Source organism: Pseudoprevotella muciniphila (assembly GCF_003265305.2).
Taxonomy (GTDB): domain Bacteria; phylum Bacteroidota; class Bacteroidia; order Bacteroidales; family Bacteroidaceae; genus Alloprevotella; species Alloprevotella muciniphila.
Map to the genome: position 1 here is coordinate 1932817 of NZ_CP033459.1, position 18793 is coordinate 1951609.

The window sequence follows — 18793 nt, forward strand, 5'->3', positions numbered from 1 at the left end:
AGGAATCAGCATGAACATTCTCGTAACAGGTGCCAAAGGATTTGTAGGCAAGAATCTATGTGCCAACCTGAATAACATCAGGGACGGTAAGGACAAGACCAGACCGGACTTGGTGATTGACAATGTTTGGGAGTATGACATAGACACCCCTGCGGAAAAGTTGGCAGAATGGTGTAAGGAAGCCGACTTTGTATTCAATCTGGCAGGCGTCAATCGCCCCAAGACTCAGGAGGAATTCATGAAAGGCAACTTCGGCTTTGCCTCAACGCTCCTCGACACACTGAAGGAAGCAGGAAATACCTGTCCCGTGATGCTCAGCTCTTCGCAGCAGGCATCGCTGACGGGCCGCTTCGGAAATTCCGAATATGGGCGTAGCAAGAAGGCCGGAGAAGACCTGTTCCTTGATTATCAGGAAGATACAAGCGCAAAAGTCCTTATCTACCGCTTTCCCAATCTCTTTGGCAAATGGTGCCGACCCAACTACAATTCAGCAATAGCCACGTTCTGCAACAATATAGCCAACGACCTGCCCATCCAGGTCAACGATAGGAGCGTCGAGATGGAATTGCTTTACATTGACGACCTCGTATCGGAGATGTTTGATGCTTTGGAAAACAAGGAACATCGGTGTGAGTTTGAGGGATTAAACGTAATTGAAAATCAAAACGGAAGATATTGCTATTGCCCCGTAACACACATGGTAACCCTCGGCGAGATAGTTGACATGATCTACGCTTTTGCCGAACAACCGTCAACATTGCTGATACCTGAAATACCTGAAAATTCACTGGCTAAAAAACTCTATTCCACCTATCTGAGTTATCTGCCCAAGGAAAAAATTGCCTTTCCCCTGAGAATGAACGCAGACAACAGAGGCTCTTTCACGGAACTGGTACATACAGCCAACAGCGGACAGGTAAGTATAAACATTTCCAAGCCGGGCATCACGAAAGGACAGCATTGGCACAACACCAAGTGGGAATTCTTCATTGTGGTTGCCGGCCATGGCCTGATTCAGATGCGCAAACTTGATACGGATGAAGTCATCGAGTTTGAGGTGGATGGCGATAACATCCAGTGCGTGCACATGCTCCCGGGATACACACACAACATCATAAACCTTTCAGAAACGGAGAATCTCGTAACAGTCATGTACTGCAACGAGATATTCAACCCCAATAAACCAGACACTTTCTATGAAACAGTTTAAGAACGACGGAAAACTGAAACTGCTGATTATTGTAGGCACAAGACCGGAAATCATACGACTGGCTGCCGTAATCAACAAGTGCAGGCAGTATTTCGATACATTATTGGCACATACGGGGCAGAACTACGACTACAACCTTAACGGGGTGTTCTTCCGCGACCTGAAACTTCAGGAACCCGACATCTATATGGAGGCTGTGGGCGATGACCTCGGCAGTACGATGGGTAATATCATCGACAAGAGCTACAAGGTCATGGTAGAAATCAAGCCCGATGCCGTATTGGTACTCGGCGACACGAACAGCTGCCTGTCGGTTATAGGTGCCAAGAGGTTGCACATTCCCATCTTCCACATGGAAGCAGGCAACCGCTGCAAGGACGAATGCCTGCCTGAAGAGACCAACCGACGCATAGTGGACATCATAAGCGACGTGAACATGGCTTATTCAGAGCATGCACGACGATATCTTGCAGACTGCGGACTGCCAAAGGAGCGTACCTACGTTACGGGGTCGCCGATGGCAGAGGTGCTGCATCAGAATTTGCCCGAAATAGAGAATAGCGACATACATCAGAGATTAGGACTCGAAAAGGGGAAGTATATATTGCTTTCGGCACATCGCGAAGAGAATATCGACACAGAGAAGAACTTTTTGTCGCTCTTCACCGCAATCAACAGGATGGCGGAAAAATACGACATGCCAATCCTCTATTCCTGCCACCCCAGAAGCCGGAAAAGGATAGAGGCAGCCAATTTCAAGTTGGACGCAAGGGTAATACAGCATGAACCGCTTGGTTTCCACGACTACAACTGCTTGCAGATGAACGCCTTTGCAGTAGTCAGCGACAGTGGTACACTGCCCGAGGAAAGTAGTTTCTTTACAAGTGTAGGGCACCCGTTCCCTGCAGTCTGCATACGTACATCTACAGAGCGCCCGGAGGCCATCGACAAGGCTTGTTTTATCATTGCAGGTATAGACGAAAAATCTCTCTTGCAAGCAGTCGATACAGCAGTGGAACTGAACAAGGACGGACACTATGGCATACCCGTTCCCGATTATGTGGAGGAGAACGTATCGACAAAGGTGGTAAAGATAATCCAGTCGTACGTGGGTATCGTCAACAAGATGGTCTGGCGAAAGTTTTGAAAAATACGGGTGATGAGTAGTGCAGAGAAACTATTGTTTTTACCTGATTAGGATTTGGTAAATATGGAGAAAGGAAAAAGAATACTGATAGTCTCTGAAGTGTTCTGGCCCGAAGATTTCCTGATAAACGATCTGGCGCAGGAATGGCAGGACAGGGGACACCACGTAGAAGTCCTTACGCAATATCCGTCATATCCTCAAAGCTACGTCTTTGAGAACTATCGCAATGAAGGATACATGACGGAGGATTGGAACGGCATAAAGATACACCGCTTCCCGTTTATTGAGGGCTATCGTGACTCAAAAATCAAGAAGTTTTCCAACTATCTGTCATTCATTTTCGGTGGCAGGAAACTGGCAAAGAAAATCGGCGGAGACTTCGACGTTATTTTCGTGTCGCAGACAGGACCGCTGACAGTGGCTAAGCCGGCCATAGCAGCCGGGAAAAAGCACAACATACCCGTTGCTATATGGACACAGGACATTTGGCCCGATGTGGTATGGGCGTATGGTGTGCCCAAGAATTGCATAACTTCCTGGATTCTCAAAAAGGTAATAGCAGGCATCTACCGTAATTGTGACAGAATTTTTATTTCTTCAAAACTCTTCAAGGATGCCGTAGCGAAATATACGGACAAATCCCCGATTTATGCACCAAACTGGTTGAGACCAGCGGTAGATGAAGAAAGCGACCTCCGTCTTGACAAGGACAAGATAAATTTCACCTTTACCGGAAATATCTCACGTTATCAGAATCTGGAGAACACGATTCTGGGCTTCGACAAGGCAAAGATGGACAATGCAGTGCTGAACATAGTAGGCGATGGCTCGTATGCCGACTACCTGAAGCAACTGGTGGAAGAAAAAGGCATAAGCAATGTGATATTCCACGGAAGGAAACCATACAGCCACATGAACGACATCCTGGAGCAGAGCGATGTGCTGGTGTTGCCGTTATTAAATTCCGAGGGTGTGAAACGAACGGAACCCTTCAAGATACAATCCTATCTCAATGCTGGGAAGCCCATCATAGGTATTCTCGGCGGTGGCGGTAAGGAAATCATAGAGGAAAACAACTTGGGATTGGTGGCTGACCCCGACGATGTGGATGACATCGCACGTGTGTTCCAAAACATGGTGGGTTATGCCAAAGATCATGCCGGCGAAGTGAAAGAACGCTCGAAGATACTGATGCAGACGCGTTTCAACAAGGAAGAAATAGTAAAAACGCTGACAGAGAACCTGCCTGTGGAAAAACGATTTGGATAGAAGAAAATGAAAAAAATAGATAACGCACTGTTCAACGCAATAATGGAGCAGGCAAAGACTTCTCCACGACGCAGAATGAACTTTGACCTGCGGACACAGGCTTTTGAAGAAGGATGGAAAGATTCTTCTCAAAGAATGCTGAATGTGCTGATGAAGGATTCGGTGGTTCCCATACACAGGCACACGGAAACGTCGGAAACCGTAATAGTGCTCAGAGGAAGCGGAGAAGAAGTCTTCTATGATGACAAAGGAAAGGAAACGGAACGGATTCTTATCATAGCGGGTTCGGATTGTTGTGCACTGCAAGTGCCAAGGAATGTTTACCACACATTCGTTCCTAAAGAGGATGGCACTGTTATCTTTGAGGGGAAAGACAGACCTTACGACCCTGTAGCCACGGAGGAATTCCTGCAGGGATAAAATTGTGAATGGACAGAACCTTGTTGAAGAAGAATCAATAAAAACACTCCTTATATTTATATATAAATACCATGAAGAGAATGTTTTTTGCAATAGTGGCAAGCCTTTTTGTTGGCTTGTCAAATTGTTTTGCGCAGTCGGCAAAAGTGGTCGTCTTCGAAGGCGATGCCTACAATTACGAAGGCACCAATGGCGACTGTTATGAAGTGTCATGGCTCGATGGCTATGAGCATGATCCAATCCCCGTAAGTAAGGCACGCCTGGAAACCTTTTCTGCAGAAAAGGGGCAAGGCTGGTGCTATGTGAATCCACGCGTTAATGTGCGACAGAAACCTTCCATTAAAGCACGTGTTATGTTTAAGACGTCTTCAGATGGAGAGAATATGGCAGATTATGCATATCCTTGCTTTGGCAAAACAAAGAACTGGTACAAGATTAAACTTCCAAACGGCAGGTTCGGATATGTCCGTCAAGACTTGGCCAGATGGCAGGCCAGCGGATTTACAGGACCGAGAAGAAAACCTCACAATCTGTCATCTGTCTCATATTAGACAGTTGAGAGTCAGTTTTCTATAGCTTTTATAACATCTATAGCATCTATAGCATCTATAGCATCTATAACCATCTGATTACTTGAAAATAACAATAATAGGCGGCAGCGGGTTTATCGGTACGCGCCTGATGAACCTACTCAAGGACGAGAGCAAATACACACTGCACAACATCGACCTAAGGCAGAGTCATTTCTTTCCGGAAGTGACACAGATTGGCGATGTGCGCAAGCAGGAGGATATGGACACCATGCTGGCTGGAGCCGATGCAGTGGTGTTGCTTGCTGCTCAGCATCGCGACGATGTACGACCTCTCTCGGCATACTATGAGACCAATGTGGGAGGAATGGAGTGTACGCTCAGGGCAATGGAGAAAAACGGTGTGAAGCGCCTCATCTTTTTCTCTTCGGTCTCCGTCTACGGCTTGAACAAGAACAATCCCAACGAAACTGCCGCACCTGATCCCTTCAACGACTACGGAAAGAGCAAATGGCAGGCTGAACAGGTGCTCTTCGAGTGGATGAAGGAGCATGCGGACTGGAACGTTACTGTCATAAGACCCACTGTTATCTTCGGAGAGCGGAACAGAGGAAACGTTTATAACCTGCTCAGGCAAATCTCGAGCGGACGATTTCTTATGGTGGGCAACGGGAAAAACCTTAAGTCGATGGCATACGTGGGCAACGTGGTGGCTTTCGTCAAGTTTCTGCTCGAAAACAAAACATCTTCTGGTTGCGAGGTGTTCAACTATATCGACAAGCCCGACTACAACATGAACGACCTCGTAACACTCGTAGAGCAATCGCTCAACAAACACATCCCTTCTACACATTTTCCATACTGGCTCGGCATGGCGGGCGGCTATTGCTTCGATGCCATCGCATGGCTGATGCGTCGGAAACTGACTGTCAGTTCGGTGCGCGTCAAGAAATTCTGCGCCACCACACAGTTCGACTCCACAAAAGCCATGAACTCAGGTTTCCTGCCGCCATACACCATGGAAGAAGGACTGCGCCGGACACTCGAGTTCGAGTTCGTGCATCCGCGTGAGGATGACATAGAGTTCGTTACGGAATAGTACTAATCTTCAAATAAAGAATATAAAAAACGCTGCGAAATTCAACCGCAGCGTTTTTTTGTGCATTGACAAATAATTGGTACTTTTGCCGACATGACAGGTCAAGAGGAGGCATGGTACGCGCTACGGTCCTTTAATTGTAAGGAAATGGAGGCGAGTGGCTACTTGCAGGAGCAAGGGCTGCAGTGCTTCGTACCAATGATGATAAAGGAAAAAGCACTTCCCGACGGGAAGGTGGAGCGGGTGCAGGTACCGGCGGTGCACAACTATCTCTTCATGAAGAAATCAATCGACCACAACGCGCTGAAGAAAGTCGTGGCACAATGTCCTGTACCGTTATGTGTCATCAAGAGTATGGACGGACAGCATCCATGCGAAATACCCGAAGCCGAAATGAACGAATTCAGGCTCTTGTGCGACCCCGATTTCGTAATGGCAACCTACCTCGAGCAGAACGAGGCAGAAGCAAAGGTGGGCAAGGAAGTGGTCGTTATGCACGGACCGCTCAAAGGTACCCACGGAAAACTGCATCGGGTGCGAAACAAGTACTTCCTGGTCAAGACCATGGCAGGACTTGGGGTCATGGTGCGCATTTCCAGATGGTATTGCAAAGTCATTGACTGAAGTCCCTACTAAACATATCCTGATGGAAAACGAGAAATCAAAAATATCTTCATTCTGTGGCAAAACCGTTCTCATAACGGGAGCGGCTGGGTTCATAGGGTCAAACGTGGCGCGGAAACTCCTGAACTTGGAACAGGAAATATGCGTGGTAGGGCTCGATTCGATGAACGACTATTATGATGTCAACCTGAAAAACGAACGTCTCGACTACCTGCTTGCCGACAGAAGATTTATCTTTGTCAAAGGTTCCATTGCCGACCGGGAGATGGTGGACAATGTATTTGCGCAATATCGCCCGCAAGTGGTTATAAACCTCGCGGCTCAAGCGGGTGTGCGCTATAGCATCACCAATCCCGATGCCTATATAGAGACGAATATAGTAGGTTTCTACAATATCCTCGAAGCGGTGCGCCGAAGCAATGAGAACGCAGCGAATGCCGTGGAACACCTCGTGTTCGCCAGTTCATCAAGCATCTACGGAGCCAATGCGAAAGTGCCGTATTCCACAGACGACAAGGCAGACGAGCCCGTCTCGCTTTATGCTGCTACCAAACGCAGCAACGAACTCATGGCGCATGCCTATAGCAAACTCTATGACATACCAGCCACAGGTCTGCGCTTTTTTACCGTCTATGGACCGGCAGGACGCCCGGATATGGCATATTTCAGTTTTACGGAGAAACTCCTCAAAGGAGAGAAAATAAAGGTGTTCAATCACGGCAACTGCCAGCGCGACTTTACCTACATCGACGATATAGTAGAAGGTGTCGTGCGTGTGGCAGCGAAAGCGCCGGAGCAGAAGAAGGGCGACGACGGTCTGCCCGTGCCACCTTACCGACTTTACAACATCGGGAACGGACAGCCCGAAAACCTTATCAACTTTATCAATATACTATCGGAAGAACTCATCAGAGCAGGCGTGCTGCCTGAGAATTTCGACATCAAGGCACATCAGGAACTCGTTCCCATGCAACCCGGCGATGTGCCTGTAACCTATGCCGATACGATACCGCTCGAAAGAGATTTCAGTTTCCGTCCCGGCACGCCACTGCGCACAGGACTAAGGAAATTCGCCGAGTGGTATGCCGGCTATCGAAAATAATCCTATTCAACTTTCTGAAGTTATCGAAGTTATTGAAGTTATCGCTTCGCTAACTTCGTTAACTTCAAGCAAATGGAAATTTAACTTGAAATTACTTGCGAAACTTGAATAATCCTATATAACACGCTCTATAGCGGGTCGGCATCGAAATAGACATTTACCGTCTTGTAATAATCATAGACGAGCAGATTGTCGCGTGCTGCAAGGAGTGTCCGGCGCACGCTTCGGGTATTGAGGTTGGGCGCTACCTTTACCATGATTTTGCGGATATACAGGCGTTGCACCCTTGCCACGGCTGGGCGGTCAGGACCAAGAATGTCGCCTGAGAAATAGGGTTGCAGCATACTGGCGAGTTGCTTTGCAGCCTCTGCCACAACGTGCTCGTCGCGATGCTTCAGGTAGATATTGATGATGTGGTATATTGGCGGATAGTGGAAGAATTCGCGTTCTTCCATCTGGTTTTCAAACAGTGCTTGGTAGTTGTTTTCCTTCACCTGCGTGATGACGGGTTCATCAGGTTGGCGTGTCTGTAGGATGACGAGTCCGCGTTTACCCCGTCTGCCTGCTCTTCCTGCCACTTGCGACATCATCTGGAAAGTGCGTTCGTGGGCGCGGAAGTCGGGTACGTTGAGGCTTTGGTCCGCATTGAGGATGCCAACCACACTGACGCGGTCGAAGTCAAGTCCCTTTGTCACCATCTGTGTGCCGATGAGTATGTCGGTCTTGCCGTGTTGGAAATCGTTGATGATGCGTTCGTAAGCCGTTCTGCCGCGTGTGGTGTCGAGGTCCATGCGCGCTGTGCGCGCCTCAGGGAAACACGCTTTCACAGCGGCTTCTATCTTTTCTGTGCCGTAGCCCATATCGCGCAGTTCGGTGTCGTTGCAGTTGGGACATGCCATGGGAATGTCGTACGATGCCCCGCAATAGTGGCAGATGAGTTTGCCGATGCTCTGGTGGTACGTCAGCGACACATCACAAGCCTGGCAGCGCGGAGTCCATCCGCATGTGCGGCATTCCAGCACAGGAGAATAGCCCCGGCGGTTCTGAAAGAGGATGACCTGCTGCTTGTTGGCTATGGCACTGCGTACCTCGTCCATCAGGCGTGGGGCAAAGGGTGTCTTCATCAGTTTTTTTCGCCGCAGTTCTTTCACGTCCTCTATTATGATTTCAGGCATCAGCACGTCGCCATGTCGTTTCGTCAGTTCCACCAGCCCGTATTTCCCGCTTCGGGCGTTGTGGTAACTTTCGAGCGATGGTGTGGCTGTGCCAAGTAGCACTTTTGCACCATGCTTCATGGCGAGCACAATGGCGGCATCGCGGGCATTGTATCGCGGTGCAGGGTCTTGTTGCTTATAGGATGTCTCGTGCTCCTCATCCACGATGATTAGCCCGAGGTTGTCGAAAGGCAGGAAGAGTGAGGATCGCACACCAAGGATGATGGGGAAGGGGTGGTCTGATATTTGCCGGCGCCACACTTCCACACGCTCCGTGTCGGGAAACTTGGAATGATACACGCCCATCTTGTCGCCAAAAATGCGTCCCAGACGAGTCGTGATTTGTGTCGTTAGTGCGATTTCAGGCAACAGGTAGAGCACCTGTTTCCCGCTTGCCAGGGCCTGCTCGATGAGGTGGATGTATATCTCTGTTTTTCCGCTTGATGTAACACCATGCAGCAGGCATACATCCCGGTTGTCCCAAGCGTTCAGGATTTCGTTGTACGCGCGTTGCTGCTCTTCGTCGAGGGCGCGCTGCCCGATACCTTCCACCTGCACTTGAGTCTTTAAGCGCTCAGTCTCCACGTCGTATATCTCCAGCACACCCTTGTCCTTCAGTCCTTTCAGCGCAGTGTCGCTGGCATTGGGGTGGGAGAGCAGTTGCTTCTTGCTGACATCTTTGAGCAGCGACCTGTTATGCAGCGTCAGTGCTGCGGCACACTCCGACATGTCGAGGTAAGCCAGGAGCGTGCTTTCCTGCTTCTGGCTGCGTTTCAGTGTACTGAAGAACCGGTTGAGGCGTTGTTCGTCGAAATACGCCTCTGTCAGCCGCACGTATGGGATGGTCTTCGGCTTGAAATTGCGGGTAAGGATCTCATCCACAAGCACAACCTCTTTCTCTGCCATTCCTGATACGATTCTGAGGATGTTGCCTTTGACGGACTTCTGCAGGTCGGCTATGCGCAGCGATTTATCCTTCAGTGCCTGCCATATCTCCCATTCTTTTTCGTCGAGCGTGTCGCCGTCAAAGTCGTCGTTGCGCGTGATGGTGGTCTCGCTCTCAAGTTTCAGCCCCGATGGCAGAGCAGCCTTCATCACCTCGCCCGCTGTGCAGAGGTAATAGTCGGAAATCCATTTCCAGAACTTAAGTTGGTGAAGATATACGATGGGTTGCACGTCCTCAATGTCGAGGATATCCTTTATCTGTATATCTTCCTGTGGGGCTGTGCTGTGTAAGCGAACGGCTATGCCGGTGTAGATTTTCCGCTTGCCCAATGGCACCACCACACGAGCCCCCACTTTCAGCAGGCTTTGCAGATGTGATGGCACACAGTAGGTTAATGTGCCTTTCATAGCAAGCGGGAGAAGTACATCGACATATTTGTTCATATTGCAAAGGTAGAGATTTTATGTCTTTTGTCGGGATATGTTTTGACTAAATTTTCGATAATTTCTCGTGCGCAGCACGACTACTAATAGAGTGCCCTGCGGGCAGAAATTAAATATAATAGATTCAAAATTTTAGAAAATCATGGAAATACATGGTAATTCGTGTAGAAAACCATCGGCAATCCACGTCCTTTGCGTTCTAAAACAACGATGTAAACAGGGTTTGATGCTGTTTTCTTAAAAATTTTACCGGACACCAATAAAAAAACTCAACTTTAATAACCCCAAAAAACGATTTTTTCAAACTTTTAGACTAATATTGCACTTGCTATTTGAATCTGCCCTTCTATTGTTTTTCATTTCTTTCAGTTTTTTTATGGAACTATTCTTTTAAAACGAGAGAGCAAGAATTCATGGTTAAAATTACATGGAAATCAGTGGTAATAACATGGAGAAAAAAACGTATCATTTACAGTTGAATTGATTGTCGTTTTGTAAAGTGCAGTTTACAAAATGTCAATATAGATAGATTTTTTGTGCTTTTTAACAAAAATAATTCCGGTAAATATATTATTCTATTTTATACATTGTTTATTTTTGTTGTGAATTTGACTTAATGTGGATTCGTATAGCATTAACAATGTGCTGATGTCGCAGAGAGTTGAAAATCTGAAAATTACAAATAAATAAAATATAAACGAGAGCCACAAGGCTTTGCGAGAGCTGCAAGACAAGAGCCACCGCCAACACAGGCAACACAGACAACACAGAATGTTTCATCGCGGCGCATGACTTGTCAAAACATCTTACAACCCCCGTAATAGCACTATGACCCGCGCGATTCACAGGCAACGACCCGAAATAAGCAAACTGAGATTTCGCTGTATGAATAATCATGCAGTGTTTTTCCCGTTTGACGCACCCCGCGCGTTACTGAAGGCTCAATTTACCCCCCCCCCCCGTTAATTCGCTAATTATCAATACGTTGGCAATGGAATTGCGCAAGCGGTTCCAACGTTTGACACATAACTCATACCCGTTCTTTTCTCCTCGGCAGAGGAAGGGAGAACGGCTTTTTTGTGCCCCTGCACCAACGCGCGTAACCTCCCAAATAAAACAACGGAATCATAGTCTCCTATGATTAAAAATAACAACAGAAAGAATACAAACAATAACAAGACAAATAAACTATAAACAAATTAAAATAAAAGAAAAATGAAAAAGATTTTTACTTTATTATTGCTCGCGGCGTTTTTCTCCATACCGAGGAGCGCGCAGGCAAAAATTGTCTGGCAGATTGCCACAGGAAATGAATGGCGCATCAACCCGCGCAACCCGGGCGACCCTAACGATTCCGTGCGCTTGGAAGCCGGCACAAAGTTCATTTACCTCAAAGCCGCTAGCCTTGATAATAAACTATGGGTACCTTCTCATATTGGGGCTGATGGTTCTGTAACGTGGATGGCTGATTTAAATAATTTTAGCAATACAAGATCAGCCGATCAGTCTTGGTTCACCGATAGACGCTATTGGACATTAAACTCTCCATTTAATCCAGACACAGTAAATTTCAGAAGCTCTCATGTTTTAAATGACAGAGTGACAAAACGCCTGTTAGGATATGATTATATTGGTGATTATCCTTACAATATTAACAAGTATGGCAACCCTGTAAGTGATCGTGAAATTTATGATTATTATAGAAAAGTAATCTTGACAGAAGAAGAAGCCCTGGCTGTAACAAAACTGGATCTTTCACCATTAACTTATGGATTAACCCCGCAAGAATTGTATCCGTATGTTTGTGTTTTTGATGATGACTTAATGATTTTCAAGAATGTTAAGGAAGCAGACTTTTCTAATTTTTATCTTTTACATGGTAAAAGAAACGAATTTGATCCTAAAAAAAATATTTACAAGGCTATAGCAGAATGCTTTCCAAACTTAGAGAAACTGACATTTAATCTTTTAGTTGGCCAATCATATAGTTATGATACGGGAGGATTAGAAATCTCATTATCTGATTTTCCTAAACTTAAGTATTTAGAGATGTCTGCAAATCAAAAGGTAAGTCTTAGGATTGAGAACCACCCATCGTTAGAAACTTTAGTTTTAACGGGACAAAGAGTTTCAGATTTTTATGATAATGTTTCGTTATGTAATGTGATAATAAACAATAATCCCAAGTTGAAGATTGTTGATGCCGAAGACGCAAATTATTATAAAATGGAGTTGTCCAACAGCAATCTGGACGAATTCAAAACTGGATGTTTTGGGGTTCTGCGCTGTCAGAACAATAATATAACGGAACTAAGAGTGACAGGCAGTAATGGTCTTTATGCTAGTGGAAATGGAAATGATAAATTTTCTGATGGCGGCCGCTTATTCTACAATGGAGAGGATGGGAACAGCGTAGACTCTTTGACGATGGATGGTAGCATGGTCGTTGTCATGGACTGTTCAAATCTGGGACTGACTAATGCCACGCTTGACATTAAAAAAGCTTCGTATTTGGAATTTCTGAACGTAAGTTACAACAACATCGACTCGCTCGACCTGTCTAATTGTCCAAGTATAAAAGAAGTCTATTGCCAGGACAACGGCATGACCTCCCTGACGACGAATGCTCCAACTCTTCGGCACCTGGAATGTCAGCGGAACAACATCTCCAAGTTGAATATTTCCGGGTCGGTCAGCTATAACACCTATTGGAAGGTCTTGCCTTCTGCCGGATATGAAGCCGGAAGCGATACCTACGTCTATATTTCTGGAAGCAGGAAAATATATCAAATAAACTATAGCAGCTGGTCTGAATCTGAGCCTCGTTCTGTCGACGGTGAAGTCAGGTGTGAAAAATATGATTACTTTGACTACACAGCACGCCGCTGGATGCATTGTGACCACAGGGACAGCTTTGAGGAAGAATACTATGATTATGATGCCGGTGACTGGTATACCCGCACGATTGCCGGTTCCACCACACGTACGGAAATCCCCGCCCCTGCAGGCTATACCGCGCAGCAGGTAACAGATACCATCTATTCAGGCTCCAACATTGCCTACCTCGACTGCTCAAACAACAGCCCGATGACCTCGCTGACCCTGCCCGGTGCAAGCAATCTCAAGACCCTCTACTGCTACAACAACAACAATCTCGATGCGCTCGATGTTACCGCTTGCACAAGTCTTCAGCGCCTGTACATGTCGCACACGAAAATACCTGCAATCGACCTGAGCAATTGTAAAGATTTAAGAGTTCTTTACGCCAAGAACAGGATCGGCGAACCGGGCTTTGCAAACTGGAACCACGGCCTGACCTCTCTCGACTGCTCCGGCCTGACCAATCTGCAAACCGTGCTCCTCTCCCGCAACAAGATAACCTCACTCGATATGTCCGGGTGCTCCTCTTTGCGGACCCTCACCTGCGACAACCAGGGCGGTGGTAATGATAATGACAGCCGCCTGCTCGAAACGCTCAACCTCACAGGCTGCAGCAACCTCACCTCGCTCGACTGCCAGAACAATGCACTGACGTCTCTGGACTTGAGTACCTGTACGAGACTTCTTCCTAATCGCGTAAAAGGCTATGTACAAAGAGCCATAAAGGACGTGGTGGTGCTCGACCGCGACAAGATCTGCATCGAACTGCCCAACGGCGTAACGCCCACAGTCGCATACAACGGCACAATCAGCGACATCAATATGGACAACTACTTCGGCACGTGGGCCGCCAGCGGCTACGACAAGACCCGCAACAAGGTTGTAAGGCGCGAGGGCAAGACCTACCTTGTGCTCTACGACATCGGCGACGATGCCCGTGGCGGCACACAGACAAAATACGACGTTGACTACTATGGCAGGATACTCAAGTACCAGTACGCCCTTGCAGGCGACAACTGGGACGAGACGCTCGGCGGCAGCCTTGCCAACAGCAAGAAGAACGACAACGTGACCGTAACGATCTATCCCTATGTGATGTACGTGAACCCTTTGAGTAAGGACGTACATTCGACAGAGGTTACCCAGCAGGGCAAGGCCCCCTTCTACTCGGGTACCATCTATCTGGACTACGATGCCATAGTACCTGCCGGTGCCACGGCATACATCGCCAAGAAAATAAACATCAATAAGGAACTGATCTACAGCACGGCAGGCGGCGGTCATGAGAAGGTTACTGCCGACCAGCTCGAACTTGTTCCCCTCGTAGCCGGCGAAGGCGCCTCTGAGGTGGTCATTCCTGCCCTTACTCCTGTATATATCAAGAGCGACACCGAGTTCGGCCTGTTCTCCTTCGACCGCAACAACCACGGTGGCGTGGAACAGGCTCTCGGCTATGCCCAGGATGGCAGCGACCTGATACAGGACAACATCTTCAGGGGTGTCCTCCAAGACTCTACCATAACGAAATACAGCGTGCTGTCTCTTGGCCGCGGCCGCCCCAAAGGCAGTGATGATAATGGTTATACTACAGAGTCGCGCATCGGTTTCTGGCCCTCCAGCAACACGAAAATTCCCGCCCACCGCGTGTTTATCCCCATGTCGGAACTTGAGAATGCCGGCATAGGCAGTGGCAGCCCCGGCCTGTTGTTCTCCTTCATGGGCAATGACGAGGGCACTACGACCGGCATCCGCCCTGCCCTCATAAACAGGAACGAAGGTTGGTACACCATCAACGGCATTCGCCTGAACGGCCGTCCCACAGAAAAAGGTATTTACATTCATAATGGCAGAAAGGAGGTAATACGATGAAAAAGAAGATATATCAGCGCCCTGCAATCCGCATCATTCCTATGACGACGAGCGAAGTATTGTCATTCAGTTATGACACAGGCGACTTCTTCTCCCGCAAGAAGGAAGCAGACTGGGAAGAGGAAGAAGAAGACAATACTCCCAATCGCTTCGGCTATTGGGACTGACAACAGGAAAGTCCTTTCACAGGAAACGAGTATTTCTCATAAATACTATATAAATATTTTTTAGAGTTATGTTTTTTTCCGGGAATTATTCAGAGGATTCCCGTCAGGAAGAACGGCGCTGTGAAGCGCTGTTCTTTTTGAGTTGAAAGCGGACAGTCAGAACCAATAATCAGATATTAAAGAAATCGCCTAAAGGCGAGAAATCCTGCAAATCTTTTCAAATCATACAAATAATCGTATGAAAATTAACTTGTTAGATTTGGGCAGATTTGTGTGATTTCTGCGCGACAGCGCACTCCGTTCGTTTGGATACAAGTAGTGCCCTGCGGGCAGAAATTAAATATAATAGATTCAAAATCTTAGAAAATCATGGAAATACATGGTAATTCGTGTAGAAAACCATCGGCAATCCACGTCCTTTGCGTTCTAAAACAACGATGTAAACAGGGTTTGATGCTGTTTTCTTAAAAATTTTACCGGACACCAATAAAAAAACTCAACTTTAATAACCCCAAAAAACGATTTTTTCAAACTTTTAGACTAATATTGCACTTGCTATTTGGATCTGCCAAAGAACATGTTCACTTTTTTCCAGACATTATACGATTTATTCAGCAGCGGAAACTTCCATTGGTTTGTTTTATTCTATTTTGTAATCATAATCCGATGGTTGGTTGTTTCGTGCTTTGCTGCCGGATACAAGCCATATACATGCAGCAGCGGCAAATTCTTTACGACAGTAATCATTCCTGTCGTGGATGAGCCTGTCAGTCTGTTCAGGAACGTTCTTCAGAGAATACTCTCGCAGCAGCCCGACGAAATTATCATTGTGATAAACGGTCCGGAAAATCCGGAACTCCTTTCCGTTGCAGAGGCTGTTGGTCTTGAAGCCCGGAAATCAGGCAAGCGCACCGACCTGAAGACCTATTATACGCCTGTGGCAGGGAAAAGGAATGCCATCAGAATAGGCGTGGAAAATGCTTCGTTGCAGAGCGACGTTACCTTGCTTGTTGACAGTGATGTGCTATGGACTGAAAATGTACTGAAGAACATTCTCATGCCGTTTGCAGAAGATCCCCTCGTTGGCGGCGTAACGACACGGCAGAAGATTCTCGACCCGAAGAGAAACTTCATTACCCGCATTGCAGCGATTCTCGAAGACATCCGGGCAGAGGGCACAATGAGAGCAATGAGTTCCAACGGAAAGGTGGGTTGCCTCCCGGGACGGACCATAGCATTCAGGACATCGATACTTCGCGACAGCATGGACGAATTCATGACGGAAAAGTTCATGGGAATACACAAGGAGGTCTCTGACGACCGCAGCCTCACCAACATTACGCTCAGGCGTGGCTTCAAAACCGTCATGCAGGACACGGCACTCGTTTACACGGACTGCCCCACAGAAACCAGGCGATACTTCCGCCAGCAACTCAGATGGGCTGAAGGTTCGCAATACAACAACATCAGGATGATGCCCTGGATGCTCAGGAACGCCAGGCTCATGCTATTCATCTATCTGACGGACATGCTGATGCCGTTCCTGCTGATCAGCACTTATACAAACTGGTTCCTGGGCTTTGTTGCCAGAGCGTCGGGCTACGATTTCGAAACGCTCCCTTTCTCTGTCAATATCTTTCTCCTGTGCGTACTTATCTATGTCGGCTCCGCCATCAGTTTTACGGTAAGAAACATCCGGTTGCTCAGAATTGTCAGATTAAGAAACATTTTGTTTTTTCCTTTCTTAATTCTGTTTCTGTCTGTCTTCATGCTTCCAATAAGAATGACAGGCCTTGCAAGGTGTGCCGACTCGCTGTCCTGGGGAACAAGAAAGACAACAGCATCAGATGCAGAAAACATACAGGAAGACATACCTGGAAAAATGAATGGTTATCAGATACTCATGCGGCTCTTGGTAGTGCTTCTCATGTTGTTTTTCGTTTCATTCAGTTTTTTCATGGAACTGTTCTTCTGAGCGGTACAAATAATTATTGCTGTCCGGTAAACTTATTGTTGTCCGCTAAAACGGGCTGAAAGTCCGTAAAGCCCATAGCCCAGGGCAACGTCCTGGGGGATAAGGTCAATGGCAATGGCGCACTGTAAGTGCAAAAGCAGAAACGAGATTAGCATTTATTTAATAATATGGCTTTTGTCCTTTCAGGACGCAAATACTCATACGTCCATATACCCAAGGCGTTGCCTTGGGCTATGAGCAGTAAGGCTTTCAGCCTAATTCAGAGCACTAAAACGGACGCAACAAAGTCAAAGAGTAAGCCCCCATAGATTACACCACCCATAAAACACCCAAACAGAAAGGCTTATGACTATGTCCATAAAACTTTTACCGGACACCAATAGATTTAAATACGAAAATGTTGAGATTTGCATTTTTTATATTAAATTTGCTTCGTCAACGTTAAACAGTGAATTAGAAAAAGGAAAGGAACGCTGTTTTTATTGACCGAAAAACCTGTAGCATCGAGGTGTCAGCAATGCCTCGGGCATGATGCGCATACTTACGTCAGACCAAGCGGCAACAGTGTCGTTTTGGTCGCAGCGGAGGTGGTGTTGTCAATTTGGTTTGATGAAGAATCTCTTAATTGAAAAAACAGTTTCTGTTAGTAGCATGAAAATAATCCATACTTCAGATTGGTATTTAGGCAGTCGTTTCTTTGGTCATGACCGCAAGAAAGAAATGCTGCATTTTTTCGACTGGCTTCTTGAGGCGATTCGCCTGAGGGTGCCGGACGTATTGGTCGTTTCAGGCAATGTGTTCGATTCCGCCATGCCCGAGGCGTGGGCAGAGGGTGCGTGCCACGACTTCCTGAAGCAGGCAACAGAGACAGTGCCGGGCCTTCAGGTGGTCATCGTGGCTGGTCAGCGCGATTCTGCCGAAGGCTTTGAAGCACGCAGAAAATTCATGGCAGAGCGCAATATCCATGTCAGGGGACTTGTGTCGAAGACAGATAGCGGCAAGCCCGACGTGGACGACCTGATTATCCCGCTCAAAAACCGCGATACGGGGCAGGTGGAGTGTATATGCTTTGCACTGCCCTATCTCAGAGGTAGCGACATGATGCCCGATCGCGGCATGGCAGCCTCCTTGAGGAATTATTATGATGCTTGTCTGAGTCGTATCAGAAGGAGCGAATGGGCAAACGTTCCCTGCATAGCCACGGGTCATTTTTATGCTGCAAACGCCTTTATCGACACGACGGAACATTATGAACGCATCGTGCCCGACGGAAACGGGAAGGTAGATACCAACTCGCTCAGCGACAGTTTCTGTTATATAGCATTGGGAATGGTGGACAAGGCGCAGTGTGTCAACAACCGTCCTGCCGCCTACTATGCCGGTAGTCCCCTGCCGATGACGTTCAGCGAAAAGAAAAACAATTTCGGGGTGAATATAGTAGATGTAAGTATTTCAGGAGGTGTCAATGTCAGTCATCTGGACTATACACCGCTCAGAAACCTGCTGACAGTGCCGCAGAACGGTGAAATCTCGCCCGACCGCATGCGATACGAACTCGACAAGTTGCCGGAGCGCCAGGCTGGCGAAAGTGATGCCAAATGGCCCTACATAGAAATGAAAGTGATGGAACATTCAGAGCCGGAACTTATCAACGAAGTGATGAAGAAAATGGAGACAAAAGCCGTGCGCTTCTGTCGTATAACTGCCACTCACCGACCTGCCAACCGACAGGAGGACGCTTCGCAACTCGAGCGATTGCGCACCATCACACCGCTCGAAATGGCACAACGCATCTATAGGGAAGAAAAAGACGAATATATGCCCGCAGAAGTGGAAAAGCGATTCAGGGAACTTGATTATTAGGGAATTCAACTTTATGAAGTTATCGACGATACCAC

Annotated in this window: 13 protein-coding genes; 12 read left to right on the top strand and 1 reads right to left on the bottom strand. The window is 47.2% G+C overall.

Translation table 11 applies throughout. The annotated features are described in order from the left end of the window. Positions 1-10: 10 nt before the first annotated feature. The 8 genes from C7Y71_RS07775 (at position 11) to C7Y71_RS07810 (ending at position 7401) form a co-directional block, all read left to right on the top strand. Positions 11-1210, top strand: coding sequence for a polysaccharide biosynthesis C-terminal domain-containing protein (locus C7Y71_RS07775; RefSeq protein WP_111898007.1), 1200 nt, complete (start codon positions 11-13; stop codon positions 1208-1210). Continuing rightward, complete coding sequence (gene wecB, locus C7Y71_RS07780) at positions 1197-2357, top strand: non-hydrolyzing UDP-N-acetylglucosamine 2-epimerase (RefSeq protein ID WP_111898008.1); 1161 nt, start codon at positions 1197-1199, stop codon at positions 2355-2357. The genes C7Y71_RS07775 and wecB overlap by 14 nt, the downstream gene beginning before the upstream one ends. 63 nt (positions 2358-2420) lie before the next feature. Beyond that, positions 2421-3626, top strand: coding sequence for a glycosyltransferase family 4 protein (locus tag C7Y71_RS07785; RefSeq protein ID WP_111898009.1), 1206 nt, complete (start codon positions 2421-2423; stop codon positions 3624-3626). Between the two features lie 6 nt (positions 3627-3632). Beyond that, entirely contained in the window at positions 3633-4046 is a 414-nt protein-coding gene (locus tag C7Y71_RS07790) for a WbuC family cupin fold metalloprotein (protein WP_111898010.1), read from the top strand. Positions 4047-4117: 71 nt separating this feature from the next. Then, the gene (locus C7Y71_RS07795; RefSeq protein ID WP_146739379.1) at positions 4118-4597 is read left to right on the top strand and encodes an SH3 domain-containing protein; all 480 of its coding nucleotides are present in this window, start codon (positions 4118-4120) and stop codon (positions 4595-4597) included. An 82-nt stretch (positions 4598-4679) separates the two neighbouring features. Further along, positions 4680-5675, top strand: coding sequence for an NAD-dependent epimerase/dehydratase family protein (locus tag C7Y71_RS07800; RefSeq protein WP_111898012.1), 996 nt, complete (start codon positions 4680-4682; stop codon positions 5673-5675). Between the two features lie 93 nt (positions 5676-5768). Further along, positions 5769-6299: a UpxY family transcription antiterminator gene (locus C7Y71_RS07805; RefSeq protein WP_111898013.1), complete on the top strand. Its 531-nt coding sequence runs from the start codon at positions 5769-5771 to the stop codon at positions 6297-6299. A 22-nt stretch (positions 6300-6321) separates the two neighbouring features. Next, positions 6322-7401, top strand: a complete 1080-nt coding sequence (locus C7Y71_RS07810) for an NAD-dependent epimerase/dehydratase family protein (protein ID WP_111898014.1) — start codon at positions 6322-6324, stop codon at positions 7399-7401. Between the two features lie 128 nt (positions 7402-7529). On the opposite strand, the gene priA is transcribed toward C7Y71_RS07810, so the two are convergent. Further along, a complete protein-coding gene (gene priA / locus C7Y71_RS07815; RefSeq protein WP_111898015.1) occupies positions 7530-10004 on the bottom strand; it encodes a replication restart helicase PriA in 2475 nt (824 codons plus the stop codon). Positions 10005-12191: 2187 nt separating this feature from the next. Between priA and C7Y71_RS07820 the strand changes: the two genes are divergently transcribed. The 4 genes from C7Y71_RS07820 to C7Y71_RS07830 all read left to right on the top strand — a co-directional run bounded on the left by C7Y71_RS07820 (position 12192) and on the right by C7Y71_RS07830 (position 18758). Continuing rightward, positions 12192-14753 carry a leucine-rich repeat domain-containing protein gene (locus C7Y71_RS07820; protein ID WP_146739380.1) on the top strand — a complete coding sequence of 854 codons (2562 nt, stop codon included), beginning with the start codon at positions 12192-12194 and terminating at the stop codon, positions 14751-14753. Then, positions 14750-14920, top strand: a complete 171-nt coding sequence (locus C7Y71_RS11840) for a hypothetical protein (RefSeq protein WP_193215872.1) — start codon at positions 14750-14752, stop codon at positions 14918-14920. The genes C7Y71_RS07820 and C7Y71_RS11840 overlap by 4 nt, the downstream gene beginning before the upstream one ends. Positions 14921-15497: 577 nt before the next feature. After that, positions 15498-16895 (top strand): glycosyltransferase family 2 protein, encoded by a 1398-nt coding sequence (locus tag C7Y71_RS07825; RefSeq protein WP_111898082.1) that lies wholly within the window; start codon positions 15498-15500, stop codon positions 16893-16895. A 651-nt stretch (positions 16896-17546) separates the two neighbouring features. Beyond that, positions 17547-18758, top strand: a complete 1212-nt coding sequence (locus C7Y71_RS07830) for an exonuclease SbcCD subunit D (protein WP_193215873.1) — start codon at positions 17547-17549, stop codon at positions 18756-18758. The last annotated feature ends 35 nt before the right edge of the window (positions 18759-18793 follow it).

What these genes read in the sequence shown, in the direction of transcription:
- C7Y71_RS07825 (WP_111898082.1), top strand. Translation starts at nt 15,498, where the DNA reads ATGTTCACTTTTTTCCAGACATTATACGATTTATTCAGCAGCGGAAAC.
- C7Y71_RS07805 (WP_111898013.1), top strand. Translation starts at nt 5,769, where the DNA reads ATGACAGGTCAAGAGGAGGCATGGTACGCGCTACGGTCCTTTAATTGT.
- C7Y71_RS07790 (WP_111898010.1), top strand. Translation starts at nt 3,633, where the DNA reads ATGAAAAAAATAGATAACGCACTGTTCAACGCAATAATGGAGCAGGCA.
- C7Y71_RS11840 (WP_193215872.1), top strand. Translation starts at nt 14,750, where the DNA reads ATGAAAAAGAAGATATATCAGCGCCCTGCAATCCGCATCATTCCTATG.
- C7Y71_RS07810 (WP_111898014.1), top strand. Translation starts at nt 6,322, where the DNA reads ATGGAAAACGAGAAATCAAAAATATCTTCATTCTGTGGCAAAACCGTT.
- C7Y71_RS07830 (WP_193215873.1), top strand. Translation starts at nt 17,547, where the DNA reads ATGAAAATAATCCATACTTCAGATTGGTATTTAGGCAGTCGTTTCTTT.
- C7Y71_RS07785 (WP_111898009.1), top strand. Translation starts at nt 2,421, where the DNA reads ATGGAGAAAGGAAAAAGAATACTGATAGTCTCTGAAGTGTTCTGGCCC.
- priA (WP_111898015.1), bottom strand. Translation starts at nt 10,004, where the DNA reads ATGAACAAATATGTCGATGTACTTCTCCCGCTTGCTATGAAAGGCACA.
- C7Y71_RS07775 (WP_111898007.1), top strand. Translation starts at nt 11, where the DNA reads ATGAACATTCTCGTAACAGGTGCCAAAGGATTTGTAGGCAAGAATCTA.
- wecB (WP_111898008.1), top strand. Translation starts at nt 1,197, where the DNA reads ATGAAACAGTTTAAGAACGACGGAAAACTGAAACTGCTGATTATTGTA.
- C7Y71_RS07795 (WP_146739379.1), top strand. Translation starts at nt 4,118, where the DNA reads ATGAAGAGAATGTTTTTTGCAATAGTGGCAAGCCTTTTTGTTGGCTTG.